We start from the raw sequence: 12,391 nt of genomic DNA on the forward strand, positions 1-12,391 counted from the left end.
ACGTGTGGTGGTGCGAGCTCTCAATCCGGCCCCTCGGGGAAATGAGAGGGGAGAGGCCTACGCGAACACGCTTGCGGTCAAGATTACAGACTCGCGTCGTTTGGCCTCAAATCGCCGTACCTCACGTAGCTACTCCGGGGTAGGCTGTGGTGATCTCGGTCACGAGATTTCCGGCGGAACCCCCTGTTGCGGCTCGGCTCCAGCGTCTAGGGTCCCCCGCGCGGTCCCTCTCGTGCTAACCGCCCACCGTTCACCCCCCACGCACACACTGCAGGCCAGGAGAATCATGCCGACCCAGTCCGCGATCGATCTCGCATTCCTCGACGAGATGCCGGCGAACTTCGCCATTCACTTCCTCAACCGGGTCAAGGCGACCCCGAACGCGGAAGCTTTCCGCTATCCCGTGGTCGGCTCGACGACCGAGGCAGGCGGAGAGGAGTGGAAGTCGCTGACCTGGAAGGAGGCCAGCGACCTGGCCAGCCGGCTCGCCGCGGGCCTCGTCTCGCTCGGCCTCGAGCTCGAGCAGCGGGTCGGCATCGCCTCGACCACGCGCTACGAGTGGATCATCGCCGACCTCGCGGTGATGCTCGCCGGCGGCGCCACCACGACGGTCTACCCGACGACCAACGTCGACGACACCGCCTACATCCTCGGTGACGCCGAGTGCCGCTTCGTCTTCGCCGAGGACGACGGTCAGCTCGCCAAGATCGCCGAGAGGGCCGCCGACCTGCCCGAGATCGTCAAGGTGATCACCTTCGACGGCGAGACCGACGGCGAGCGGGTCATCGGCCTGGACGACCTGGCCGCCATCGGCGACAAGTACCTCGCCGACCACCCGGACCTGATCGAGGAGACCGCGGCCAAGATCACCCCGGAACACCTGGCCACGCTGGTCTACACCTCCGGCACCACGGGCCGGCCGAAGGGCGTACGCCTGCTCCACCGCGCCTGGGTCTACGAGGGCGAGGTGTTCCGGGCCAAGGGCGACGTGCTCGGCCCCGACGACCTGCAGTTCCTGTGGCTGCCGATGTCGCACGTCTTCGGCAAGGTGCTGCTCTCGGTCCAGATCGCCTGCGGCTTCCCGACCGCGATCGACGGCCGGATGGACAAGATCGTCGACAACCTGGCGATCGTGAAGCCGACCTTCATGGGCGCCGCCCCGCGCATCTTCGAGAAGGTGCACGCCAGGATCACGATGATGGTCGAGAACGACGGTGGTGTGAAGAAGAAGCTCTTCGACGCCGCCTTCGCCAACGGCATCGCCCGCGACCGGCTGCTGCGCGAGGGCAAGTCCGTGCCGATGTCGATCGCGCTCAAGCACGCCGTGCTCGACAAGCTGGTGCTCAGCAAGGTGCGTGACCGGTTCGGTGGCCGCGTACGGTTCTTCATCTCCGGCTCGGCCCCGCTCAACCGCGAGATCGCCGAGTGGTTCCGGGCCGCGGGGATCCTGATCATGGAGGGCTACGGCTCGACCGAGAACGCCGCAGGCGCGTCGGTCGGCACTCTGCAGGAGAACAAGCTCGGCACCGTCGGCAAGGCGTTCCCGGGCAGCGAGGTGAAGATCGGCGAGAACGACGAGCTGCTCATCCGCGGCCCGCACGTGATGCCGGGCTACCACAACCTGCCCGAGGAGACCGCCAAGGCGCTCGACGCCGAGGGCTGGTACCACACCGGTGACAAGGCCTCGATCGACGAGGAGGGCTACATCACCATCACCGGCCGGATCAAGGAGCTCTTCAAGACCTCGGGCGGGAAGTACGTCGCGCCGCCGGCGATCGAGTCGAAGTTCGCCGCGCTGTGCCCCTACACCAGCCAGTTCCTGGTCTTCGGTGCCAACCGCAACTTCGTCAGCGCTCTGATCGCCCTCGACCCCGAGTCGATCACCGCCTGGGGCGCCTCCCACGGCCTGGAGGGGAAGTCCTACGAGGAGATCGTCACCTCGCCGCAGGTGCGCGAGCTGATCGGCGGCTACGTCGACGAGCTCAACGCGGGCCTCAACCGCTGGGAGACCATCAAGAAGTGGGAGATCCTCGAGCACGATCTGACCGTCGAGAGCGGTGAGCTGACCCCGTCGCTGAAGGTGAAGCGCAACGTCGTCGAGGCGAAGGAGCAGGCGCGGATCGACGCGTTCTACGCCGGGTCCTGATCCCAGCCTCGGCGCTCTGCCAGCCAGTCCAGACACACCTCGCCCTGCCACCGCTGCATCCTGCGGAGGTGGGGCGAGGTCGTCTTGACCGGCTGGTCGGCTGCGGCCAGGAAGTAGCCGGCGAAAAGAGCCAGTACGGAGTCGATGGCCTCCGGTGCGGCCTGCGACAGCAGCGGATGCCCGGCCAGGAACGACTCGGCGTCGAGGCCGTCGCCCCGCGGCCCGACCAGCAGCAGGAGCGAGTCGATCCAGTCGGCGCCGAGGACCGACCAGGTCCACTCGACCAGCAGGACGCCACCGTCGGGGCGGATGAGGACGGTGTCGTCGCGTACGTCCAGGTGAACCAGCGTCTCGCCGGCGGTGTGCTCCGCGAACCCGGCGGCGAGCTCGGCCGCCCGGTCGGCGTGCGGGTAACCGGCGACCCGGTCCCACAGGGCGGGGTAGGAGGCGTGCTCCTCGGCGAAGGTCGGCCAGCCGATGCCTGGGGCCGGGGTGAGCGCGGCAGCGGTCTCGACCAGCGCCTGCGAGACGATCTCGAGGTCCGAGGGAGTCCAGGGCCGCGACGGCAGCCGCGACTCGATGTGCTCGAAGGCCAGGACGACCCACTCGCCGTCGTCGAACCACCTCAGCTTGGGGGCGGGGACCCAGCCGGCGAGTTTCTTCAGCTTCGCCGCCTCCTCCCGGTAGAGCGCCGCGGAGTCGCGTTGCGCCTTGGCGGAGGCCGCCTTCACGAAGTGCTGGGAGCCGTCCTGGCAGGTCAGCACCGAGGCGAACCCAGGCGTGAACCCCGCCCCGTGCGACTCCGCCGAGACCACTGGCCCACCGCCGAGCCGCTTCTCGATCGAGGACCGCAGGAACGGCGGCAGGTGGGCCCACTCCAGGCGGCGGGCGGTCTGCCCGTGCGGGATGTTCGTCGGGATCGCGCTCACGACCACATCTTTGTGTACGCCGGCCATGATGCGCCAGCGCACCACGGCACGGGCAGTCAGGACATCGGCGGCTGGTCGAGCTGTGCGGCGGGCTTGCCGGTGGCGACGTCCCAGGCGGCGACGCCTTCCTCGGCCGACGCGGTGTAGAGGGTCTTCCCGTCAGGGCTGAAGATCACGTTCGAGCTCGGCGTCGCGGACTTCGTGACGTCGCGGGACTCGCCCGGACCGCCCAGCGCCTTGGGTGCCCACAGGATCAACCGGGCCTCGTCGGAGTCGTCGGTGGCGGCCAGCGAGCGAGAGTCGGGGGAGAAGGCGACGGCGGCGACCGGGTGACCGGGTAGCGTCTCGGCGGCCTCGAGCGTCTTGGCGTCCCAGAGCGTGGGGTAGCCCTCGGTGGTGACGCCGCCGATCCAGCGGCCGTCCGGGCTCCAGACCGGGTCGGCGCCGTTCGTGGCCGCGAGGGTGCCGATCTCGTCGCCCGATTCGGCCTCGAGGATCGAGACGCTGTCGCCGGAGGCAACCGCCACCTGCTTGCTGTCGGGGCTGAACGAGATCGATCCGACGCCGTTGTCGAGATCGGTGCTCGCCACCGCGTCGCCGTCCTCGACCGACCAGATGATCAGGTCGCCCTCGAGCCCGGCGCCGGCCACGAGCCGGCCGTCGGGGCTGAACGCGATCTCGCCGACCGGGCTCGCGTCGGTGACCTTCGGGTTCGGCAGGCCCTCGAGCCGCTGGACCTGCTTGTCGCCGTCCACCTCGACCAGCGCGATGTCCGAGCAGCCGACCTTCCTCGCCACGAGGGTCAGGTCGGGGCTGATGGCGCTGTAGCCGGTCTCGGAGATCGTCTCGTACGCACCACCGGCGGCGCTCCAGCGGCAGGTGCCGTCGGTGCAGCTGGCCACGACGTACTTCCCCTCGGGGTCGGTGACCAGCGAGCCGGCGTCGAGCCGCGACGGCATGACCGCAGCGGCCAGGCTGATCGAGCCGCCGGACGTCCCGAGCGCGGAGATGTCGCAGCCGTCCTGGTCGGGGTCGCTTGCGCACCCGGCCAGGAGCGCGGCGGCGAGCACGCCGATGAGCGGGACGCTGAGGACGTACGTTCGGGGTTTCATCGGTCCTTCTGGAGAGATCGGTCAGGCGAACGAGGACACGTCGAAGTAGGCGACGGTGCCGTCGGTGCAGGTGAGGCGGTCGAGTCGACGGCCTCCGGTCTCGACGAGGTCCTGGCGGTCCCGGACCTTGTCGAGGGCTCGGAGCATGTCGTACTCGTCGTTGATACGCAGCACCGACCACGGATGTTGCTCGCTGCCGTCGCCGGTGGAGCGGATGCTGCGCAGCGCGGCACCGGCGACCTGCCGCTCGCGGGCGGCGGCCCGTCCGTCGCCGGACTGCTCCAGCGCGGTAGCCATCCGCAGGTGGGCCGAGGGGCTGAAGATCGCCCCCGGCATGACCCGCCGCAGCTCGGCGGCGGCCGCTGCGTACGACCCCTCGGCGAGCAGCCTGTCGGCCGAGTCGAGGTCGAGGTCGGGGGTGAAGTTGGCCGAGCCGCGGACAGCGCGGCGAAGCGGTCCGAGGGTCTCGGGGCCGGGGTCGTCGAGGTAGGCCGAGACCAGGTCGGCGTACGTCGTCATCGGGACTCCTCGAGGATGCGGTTGAACTCCTCCTCGGTGAGGTTGTTCAGGTAGTCACGGCCGGAGTTGCGAGCGTCGGTCTCGACGGGCTGGTTGTAGTACTCGTCGAAGGAGTCACCGTTGTCGGTGCTCTTGTAGTCGTCGAAGTTCTCCTCCCACTCCTCGGCCTGCTCCTCGCTGATCCCGTCTTCCTTGTGCTCGTCGAAGGGGTCGTCCTCCCACCAGAACTGCCAGTCGTTCTTGTCGTCGATGGCCTCGTGCTGGCGACCGTGACGGACCTCGTGGGCGACGGTGTTGATCAGCTGGCCGGGGTCGTCGAGCACGTTGGGGTTGAGCGCCATCGTGGGCTCTTCGTCGCTCCAGTAGCCGTAGGTGATGCTGTTGTCGTCCCAGGTGTCGTTCTCCAGGGCGTCCCAGTCGATGGTGGGCATGTCGACGCCGCTCTCCTCGGCGATCTTCTTGACCATCTCCTCGAGCACGGCCTTGCGCTCCTCGATGCTGAGCGTCTCCCACTTCTCCGCGATGGCCGGGTCGATCTTGCCGTACTCGTCGCCCTGCTCGTCGATGCCGGTCGGCAGGCCGCGGGCGAGGATCGCGTCGACGCCGACGGCCTTGGCGAGGGCCTTCTCGATCTCGTCGGCGATCTCCTGGGCGACGTTCTGACGGCTGTTGCCCCACTCCTCGGCCTCGAAACGGCTCTTGAACGTCGGCGGCGTGGCGGTGCTGGTCACCGTGCCGTCGTCGCTGACGGTGAACTCGTTGGTCTTGGCCCGGTCGAGGATGCCCTGGACGAGACGCTCGATCGCCTCGACCTCGGGCTCGGCGGTGTAGAGCGCCTTCTGCATCTCCTGCTTGGCGGTGATGTGGCTGCTGAGGTTCTTGACCAGGCCGTCGCGATGCCCTCGGGCGGCGTCGGCGGCCATCCCGGTCCACGACTTGGCCACACCGTTGGCCTCGAGCTCGTCGCGGCTGGTCTCCAGCTTGCGGAGGTCGGCCTTGAGGCTGTCGCCGGCGTCACCCAGTGGTGCCGCCTTCCAGGTCTTGACCTGGCCGAACGTGATCGCCATCAGACGAGAGCGGTCGCGTCGAAGTGAACGAGGGTCCCGTCGGTGCAGGTGTGGCGGTCGATACGCCGCCCGTCGGCCTCCAGGAGATCCTGGCGGCCGGGGACCTTCTTCAGGGCGCGGAGCAGGTCGTACTCGTCGTTGATCCGCAGCACGGTCCAGGGATGCTCCTGGGTGCCGTCGCCGGTCGCACGGATGCTCCGCAGGGCGGCGCTGGCGACCTGGCGCTCGCGAGCGGCTGAGCGCTCCTCACCGGAGCGCTCCAGGGCGGTCGCCAGGCGCAGGTGGGCGGACGGGCTGAAGATCGCCCCGGGCATGAGTGCCCGCAGCGCGGTCGCGGCCTCGGCGTAGGCGCCCTCGTCGAGCAGCTTGTCGACGGCGCTGAGGTCGAGGTCGACGGTGAAGTTGGCGGAGTTGCGAACCGCGCGGCGCAGCGGCGCCAGCGTCTCGGGGCCGGGGTCGTCGAGGTAGGCGGTGACCAGATCGGCGTACGTCGTCATTTCGACTCCTTCAGGAGACGGTCGAGCTCAGCGGCGGTCAGGTTGTCGAGATATTCGCGACCGGACTTGCGGGCGTCGGCCTCGACGGGCTGGTTGTAGTAGGCGTCGAAGTCCTGGTCAGGGCTCTTGTAGTCGTCGAAGTTCTCCTCCCACTCCTCGGCCTGCTCCTCGGTGATGCCGTCCTCCTCGTGCGCGTCGAAGGGGTCGTCCTCCCACCAGAACTGGAAGTCGTTGTTGTCCTCGATCGCCTCGTACTGCCGGGCGTGACGCATCTCGTGGGCCACGGTGTGCAGGAGGTCGGGATCGCTGAGCCTGTCCGGGTTGAGGCGTACGGCCTTCTCGTCCTCGCTCCAGGACCCGTTGCCGGAGATGGTGTCGTCCCAGATGATGTCCTCGACGTCGACCCCGTACTCCTTGGCGAGCTCTTCGATCTTCTGGTCGATGATCGCCTTGCGCTCGGCGTCGGTGAGCTGAGCCCACCGCTCGGCGACCTCCGGGGAGGCCGTCCCGCGCTGCTCGCGGGTGTCGTCGAGGGACTGGACCGTGCCGGTCGGGATGCCGTCGCTGAGGATCACGTCGACGCCGGCAGCCTTGGCAAGGGCGTCGGTGATGTCGTCGGCGATCTCCTGGGCGACGAACTGGCGGCTGCTGCTCCACTCCTCGGCCTCGAAACGGCTCTTGAACGTCGGCGGCGTGGCGGTGCTGGTCACCGAGCCGTCGTCACCGACGGTGAACTCGTTGGTCTTGGCCCGGTCCAGGATGCCCTGGACGAGACGCTCGATGGCCTCGACCTGCGGCTCCGCGGCGTAGAGCGCCTTCTGCATCTGCTGCTTGCCCGTGATGTGGCTGCTCAGCTGGGCCACGAGGGTGTCGCGGTGGCTGCGGGCGGCGTCGGCGGCGACGCCGGTCCAGGACTTGGCCACGCCGTTGGCCTCGAGCTCGTCGCGGCTGGTCTCCAGGTTGCGGAGGTCGGCCTTGAGGCCGTCGCCGGCGTCACCCAGTGGTGCCGCCTTCCAGGTCTTGACCTGGCCGAACGTGATCGCCATCAGTTCGGGCCCATGACCTTTCCGCCCTTTTCGCCGGCGGCCTTGTCGGCGGCCTCGAACTCGTCGAGAGCCTTCTGCATCTCCGCGGCGAGCTTCTGGGAGCTGTCGGCCGCGGCCTTGGTCTCATCGGTCCAGCGGGTGCCGAGATCGGACATGTAGCCGACCGACTCCGCTCCTGGGACCGCAGCGCCCGCCTTGCTCAGATAGCCGGCGGAATCGGCTTTGCGTACGGCGCTCTCGGCGTCCGTGGCGATGCCGATGGATGTCTTCATGTCCTTGGGGACGACATGAATTTCGCTCATGGTCTGCTGGTCCTCCTGGGCCCGGAACGGGAGACGGCTAGGGCGTGTCTTCGCAGAGACACGCCCTAGCCCGCAGACCCTAACGGAAACTCGGGTCCAGCGTCTTGGTAAAAAGCGCACCACCGTCGACGTCACGGAGGGTGACGGTGAGCTGCTGCGTACGTCCGTCGATCTCGACCTCTCCGAAGAACTGGAAGCCGTCGGCGGGTGAGGCGTTGGCGGCCGGGGGAGCGGCCACGAACTCGGCGGCCGGACCGAAGGTGGGGTCCAGCTTGTTGGGGCCGAAGGCGCCGGCGTTGAGCGGGCCGGAGACGAACTCCCAGAACGGGTCGAAGTCCTGGTACGCGGCGCGGCCGGGGTCGTAGGAGTGCGCTGCCGTGTAATGGACGTCGGCGGTCAGCCAGACGTGGTTGCGGATGCCGAGGCGCTTGAGCCCGGTGAGCACCTTCGCGATGTCGAGCTCGCGGCCGAGCGGGGCGCCGGCGTCGCCCTGGGAGATGCCCTCCTGCAGGGTGCCGTCGGGGACGACCAGGCCGATCGGCAGGTCGGCGGCGATGACCTTCCAGGTGGCCCGGGAGGCGGCCAGCTCGCGCAGGAGCCAGCGGGTCTGACGCTCACCGAGCACGCCGCCGTCGGCGCTCGTCTCGGCGTTGGTCGTGTTGGCGTCCTTGTGGGTGCGCATGTCGAGGACGAACAGATCCATCAGTGGGCCGTAGGAGAGCTTGCGGTAGATCCGGCCGTCGGGGTCGGGGGAGGCGTCGCCGACCGGGATGTACTCGTGGAAGGCCTGCTTGGCGCGCGCTGCGAGGACATCCACACGGCGCTCGGTGTAGCGGCCGTCGTCGGGGAGGATCTCGCCCGGGTACCAGTTGTTGGTGACCTCGTGGTCGTCCCACTGGGCCACGATCGGGGTCTGGGCGAGGAACGCGCGCCAGTTGTCGGCGAGCAGGTTGTAGGCGTACTGCCCGCGGAACTCGGCCAGCGTCTCGGCGACCTTGTGCTTCTCCTCGGTGACGATGTTGTTCCAGACCCGTCCGTCGGGGAGGGTCACGGTGGAGGTGAGCGGGCCGTCGGCGTAGACGTTGTCGCCGGAGCTCAGGAAGAAGTCGGCCTCGCGCGCCGCCATCGCGGGCGCGATCCGGAAGCCACCGAAGTCGGGGTTGGCGCCCCAGCCCTGGCCGGCGATGTCGCCGGACCACAGGAACCGGATGTCCTGGCGGCGTGCCGGGGCGGTACGCAGCCGGCCCAGCTCCCAGGCGCTGCCGCGTCGCGGGTCGTCCGGGTCGACGGCGCGGACCCGGTAGAAGTAGTCGCGCCCCGCCTCGAGGCCGTGGACCCTCAGTTCCCCGGTGAAGTCGCTCCTCGCGGTCACCACCGGCCCGCTGACCGGCCGGGCCCGGCGAAAGGACTCGTCGGCCGAGATCTCCGCGACCAAGCGCGAGGTCTTGTCTGCGCGGCTCCACAGAACCCCGCCCCTGGAGCCCACGTCGCCCGACTGGACGCCATGGGTCAGGGTCGGGCGATCTCCGCGGACGAACGCGGGGGCTGCGTGGGCGGTTGCTGCGGTCGTGGGGATGACGAGTCCGGCACCGGCGGCGGCACCGAGGCCGAGGACGGAGCGGCGGTTGAGTGGGGTCATGGGCCAAACCTGCCGATTCCGGCGGAACGACCGGTGAGTTCCGCGGGTCGTGTCGGTGAACACGTGCGTGAAGGATGCCGGCCCGTGGTGAAAGAAGAATTCCTTTCACCACGGGCGTCGAGACCGGCGGCCGGCTTCGAGAGCGGGTGTGACCCGCTGGGATGCGGGTGGCAGTATCTGCGGTGATGTGGGCAAGAAGGAACCTGTTCGCCGCTGTGCTGCTGCTCCTGGCGTCGCCGGTGCTGTTCGGCTGCGCCGCCGAGCCCCCGGCCGAGGCGGAGTCCGCCTCGCCATCGATGCCCGCGAGCCCCACGAGCCCCGCGCCCGAGGCGTCGGCGAGCGTGCCACCACGCGCGCCCGAGTCGCTGGAGATCCCGTCCGTCCCACCCGCCGATGATCGCGGGATCGTCGAGGGCGGTGACCTGAGCTGGCCGCAGTGTCCCGAGGGGATGGGCATCAAGGAGCGTCGGACGCTGGGGCTGCCGATGCCGCTCGCCTCGGCGGAGTACGTGGTCATCGGGCTCACCAACGGTCCGGCGTTCACCCCCAACCCGTGCCTGGCCTCGCAGGTCGAGTGGGCCAAGAGGAACAAGGTGATGACCTCGGCCTATGCGGTCACCTCCTACCCCCGTGCCGCCGCGATCCGTGAGTACGGCGGCGAAGGGCCGGGCGACCCGGACACGAAGATCGGTCGGCTGACCAACGTCGGCTACCAGCAGGCGGTGTGGAATCTCGAGGCGATGGAGCGCGCCGGCCTGGAGTCGCCCTCGGTCTGGATCGACGTCGAGCCGGTCGCGGTCTGGGAGTGGTCCGACGACATCGAGGCCAACCAAGCGGTCGTCAAGGGCGCCGTGGCCGGCTATCAGGACGCCGGGAAGCGGGTCGGGGTCTACTCGATCGAGGGCCTGTGGACGCCGATCGTCGGCGACCTGCAGCTGCAACTGCCCGAGTGGCGCCCGGCGGGCGAGGCATCGCGGGCCGCGGCCCTGGAGCGGTGCGGTGGCGAGTGGATGTTCCAGGGCGGTGCTGCGGTGATGGTGCAGTGGCTCGAGGAGGGCCGCGACCGCAACGTGACCTGCCCGGGCGAGTCGGTGCAGCTGCCGCTTTGGTTCCATCAGTACTGAGCGTGGGACAATAGGCGGTGACGTACCCGCCCCCGTTCTTGAGCATCTACGAAAGCAGCCTGTGACTCACTCCGCGCCACAGCCCGGCTCCACTGATCCGGCGATCATCCGCAACTTCTGCATCATCGCCCACATCGACCACGGCAAGTCGACCCTGGCCGACCGGATGCTGCAGTTGACCGGCGTGGTCGGCGAGCGTGAGGCCAAGGCGCAGTACCTCGACCGCATGGACATCGAGCGCGAGCGTGGCATCACGATCAAGTCGCAGGCGGTCCGCATGCCCTGGACGGTGGCGGAGGGCAACGACGCCGGCACCGAGCCGGGCACGTACATCCTCAACATGATCGACACCCCTGGCCACGTCGACTTCACCTATGAGGTCTCTCGGTCGCTCCAGGCGTGCGAAGCTGCGATCCTGCTGGTCGATGCCGCGCAGGGCATCGAAGCGCAGACGCTGGCGAATCTCTACCTCGCCATGGGTGCGGACCTGCAGATCATCCCGGTGCTCAACAAGATCGACCTGCCGTCGGCCAACGTCGAGAAGTACGCCGAGGAGTTGGCCAACCTCGTCGGCTGCGACGTCTCGGATGTCCTGCTCACCTCCGCCAAGACCGGTCTCGGCGTCGAGAACCTCCTCAACGAGATCGTGAGGCAGGTGCCGGCGCCGGTCGGCGACCCGGACGCTCCCGCGCGGGCGCTGATCTTCGACTCCGTCTACGACACCTACCGCGGCGTGGTCACCTACGTCCGGGTCTTCGACGGCAAGCTGACCCACCGCGACAAGATCAAGATGATGTCCACCGGCGCGGTCCACGAGATGCTCGAGCTCGGTGTGATCAGCCCGGAGCCGGTCAAGGCGGACCACATCGGCGTCGGCGAGACCGGCTACCTGATCACCGGTGTGAAGGACGTACGCCAGTCGCGCGTGGGTGACACCGTCACCGGCAACAACCGCCCGGCCAAGGAGATGCTCGGCGGCTACTCCCACCCCAACCCGATGGTCTTCGCGGGGCTCTACCCGATCGACGGCGACCAGTACCCGGTGCTGCGCGAGGCGCTCGACAAGCTCCAGCTCAACGACGCGGCGCTGACGTACGAGCCGGAGACGTCGGGCGCGCTCGGCTTCGGCTTCCGCGTCGGGTTCCTCGGCCTGCTGCACATGGAGATCACCCGCGACCGCCTCGAGCGCGAGTTCAACCTCGACCTCATCTCGACGGCTCCCAACGTGGTCTACGACGTGATCATGGAGGACGGCTCCGAGCACATCGTCACCAACCCGTCGGAGTTCCCCGAGGGCAAGATCCGCGAGGTCCGCGAGCCGGTCGTCAACGCCACGATCCTCTCGCCGTCCGACTACATCGGCACGATCATGGAGCTGTGCCAGAAGAAGCGCGGCACCCTCGGCGGCATGGACTACCTCTCCGAGGACCGCGTCGAGATGCGCTACGTCCTCCCCATGGGCGAGATCGCCTTCGACTTCTTCGACCAGCTCAAGTCCTCGACCAAGGGGTACGCCTCGCTGAACTACGAGTTCAGCGGCGACCAGGCCGCTGACCTGGTCAAGGTCGACATCCTCCTGCAGGGCGAGCCCGTCGACGCGTTCTCCGCGATCGTCCACCGCGACGCCGCCTACGGCTACGGCGTGATGATGGCCGGCAAGCTCAAGGAGCTCATCCCGCGGCAGCAGTTCGAGGTGCCCATCCAGGCCGCCATCGGCGCCCGCGTCATCGCCCGCGAGACCATCCGCGCCATCCGCAAGGACGTCCTCGCCAAGTGCTACGGCGGTGACATCTCGCGTAAGCGCAAGCTGCTCGAGAAGCAGAAGGAGGGCAAGAAGCGGATGAAGATGGTCGGCCGCGTCGAGGTCCCCCAGGAAGCCTTCGTCGCCGCGCTCTCCACCACCCAGCCCTCGACCGACAAGGCCGCTGGGAAGAAGTGACGTACCAGCTCCGGCCGGTCTCAGCTGCTGTGCGAGACCGGCCGATGCTGCGGGCTGAGACGACCGGATGG

11 protein-coding genes are annotated in these 12,391 nt (G+C 68.8%); 3 read left to right on the forward strand and 8 right to left on the reverse strand.

Annotation, left to right across the window (positions count from 1 at the left end; all coding sequences use genetic code 11):
* Window positions 1–286: 286 nt before the first annotated feature.
* Complete coding sequence (locus ACFX43_RS07625; protein WP_378818993.1) at window positions 287–2,146, forward strand: AMP-dependent synthetase/ligase; 1,860 nt, start codon at window positions 287–289, stop codon at window positions 2,144–2,146.
* Here ACFX43_RS07625 and ACFX43_RS07630 read toward each other — a convergent pair.
* The 8 genes from ACFX43_RS07630 to ACFX43_RS07665 form a co-directional block, all read right to left on the reverse strand.
* The gene (locus ACFX43_RS07630; protein WP_378818995.1) at window positions 2,131–3,075 is read right to left on the reverse strand and encodes a hypothetical protein; all 945 of its coding nucleotides are present in this window, start codon (window positions 3,073–3,075) and stop codon (window positions 2,131–2,133) included. The two genes, ACFX43_RS07625 and ACFX43_RS07630, sit on opposite strands and share 16 nt — an antisense overlap.
* A 56-nt stretch (window positions 3,076–3,131) precedes the next feature.
* The gene (locus ACFX43_RS07635) at window positions 3,132–4,187 is read right to left on the reverse strand and encodes a WD40 repeat domain-containing protein (protein WP_378818998.1); all 1,056 of its coding nucleotides are present in this window, start codon (window positions 4,185–4,187) and stop codon (window positions 3,132–3,134) included.
* 21 nt (window positions 4,188–4,208) lie between these two features.
* Window positions 4,209–4,706 (reverse strand): DUF4919 domain-containing protein, encoded by a 498-nt coding sequence (locus tag ACFX43_RS07640; RefSeq protein WP_378819005.1) that lies wholly within the window; start codon window positions 4,704–4,706, stop codon window positions 4,209–4,211.
* Window positions 4,703–5,773, reverse strand: a complete 1,071-nt coding sequence (locus ACFX43_RS07645) for a hypothetical protein (RefSeq protein WP_378819008.1) — start codon at window positions 5,771–5,773, stop codon at window positions 4,703–4,705. The genes ACFX43_RS07640 and ACFX43_RS07645 overlap by 4 nt, the downstream gene beginning before the upstream one ends.
* Window positions 5,773–6,270, reverse strand: coding sequence for a DUF4919 domain-containing protein (locus tag ACFX43_RS07650; protein WP_378819010.1), 498 nt, complete (start codon window positions 6,268–6,270; stop codon window positions 5,773–5,775). Before ACFX43_RS07650 ends, ACFX43_RS07645 begins: the two co-directional genes overlap by 1 nt.
* Window positions 6,267–7,316: a hypothetical protein gene (locus tag ACFX43_RS07655; RefSeq protein ID WP_378819013.1), complete on the reverse strand. Its 1,050-nt coding sequence runs from the start codon at window positions 7,314–7,316 to the stop codon at window positions 6,267–6,269. Before ACFX43_RS07655 ends, ACFX43_RS07650 begins: the two co-directional genes overlap by 4 nt.
* On the reverse strand, window positions 7,316–7,618 hold the full coding sequence (locus ACFX43_RS07660) for a hypothetical protein (protein WP_378819015.1): 303 nt from the start codon (window positions 7,616–7,618) through the stop codon (window positions 7,316–7,318). Before ACFX43_RS07660 ends, ACFX43_RS07655 begins: the two co-directional genes overlap by 1 nt.
* A gap of 79 nt (window positions 7,619–7,697) precedes the next feature.
* Complete coding sequence (locus tag ACFX43_RS07665; protein WP_378819018.1) at window positions 7,698–9,257, reverse strand: alkaline phosphatase D family protein; 1,560 nt, start codon at window positions 9,255–9,257, stop codon at window positions 7,698–7,700.
* Window positions 9,258–9,424: 167 nt separating this feature from the next.
* Here ACFX43_RS07665 and ACFX43_RS07670 point away from each other — a divergent pair, with 167 nt between their 5' ends.
* Both ACFX43_RS07670 and lepA read left to right on the forward strand, forming a co-directional pair.
* A complete protein-coding gene (locus tag ACFX43_RS07670) occupies window positions 9,425–10,381 on the forward strand; it encodes a hypothetical protein (RefSeq protein WP_378819021.1) in 957 nt (318 codons plus the stop codon).
* Window positions 10,382–10,442: 61 nt separating this feature from the next.
* The gene (gene lepA / locus ACFX43_RS07675) at window positions 10,443–12,320 is read left to right on the forward strand and encodes a translation elongation factor 4 (RefSeq protein WP_378819024.1); all 1,878 of its coding nucleotides are present in this window, start codon (window positions 10,443–10,445) and stop codon (window positions 12,318–12,320) included.
* Window positions 12,321–12,391 lie beyond the last annotated feature (71 nt).

It is taken from the genome of Nocardioides sp. YIM B13467 (assembly GCF_042788075.1).
Taxonomy (GTDB): Bacteria; Actinomycetota; Actinomycetes; order Propionibacteriales; family Nocardioidaceae; genus Nocardioides.

Bases quoted from the DNA above. Each gene is read 5' to 3' on its own strand.
- ACFX43_RS07625 (WP_378818993.1), top strand. From the start codon at position 287: ATGCCGACCCAGTCCGCGATCGATCTCGCATTCCTCGACGAGATGCCG.
- ACFX43_RS07635 (WP_378818998.1), bottom strand. From the start codon at position 4,187: ATGAAACCCCGAACGTACGTCCTCAGCGTCCCGCTCATCGGCGTGCTC.
- ACFX43_RS07640 (WP_378819005.1), bottom strand. From the start codon at position 4,706: ATGACGACGTACGCCGACCTGGTCTCGGCCTACCTCGACGACCCCGGC.
- ACFX43_RS07645 (WP_378819008.1), bottom strand. From the start codon at position 5,773: ATGGCGATCACGTTCGGCCAGGTCAAGACCTGGAAGGCGGCACCACTG.
- ACFX43_RS07650 (WP_378819010.1), bottom strand. From the start codon at position 6,270: ATGACGACGTACGCCGATCTGGTCACCGCCTACCTCGACGACCCCGGC.
- ACFX43_RS07655 (WP_378819013.1), bottom strand. From the start codon at position 7,316: ATGGCGATCACGTTCGGCCAGGTCAAGACCTGGAAGGCGGCACCACTG.
- ACFX43_RS07660 (WP_378819015.1), bottom strand. From the start codon at position 7,618: ATGAGCGAAATTCATGTCGTCCCCAAGGACATGAAGACATCCATCGGC.
- ACFX43_RS07665 (WP_378819018.1), bottom strand. From the start codon at position 9,257: ATGACCCCACTCAACCGCCGCTCCGTCCTCGGCCTCGGTGCCGCCGCC.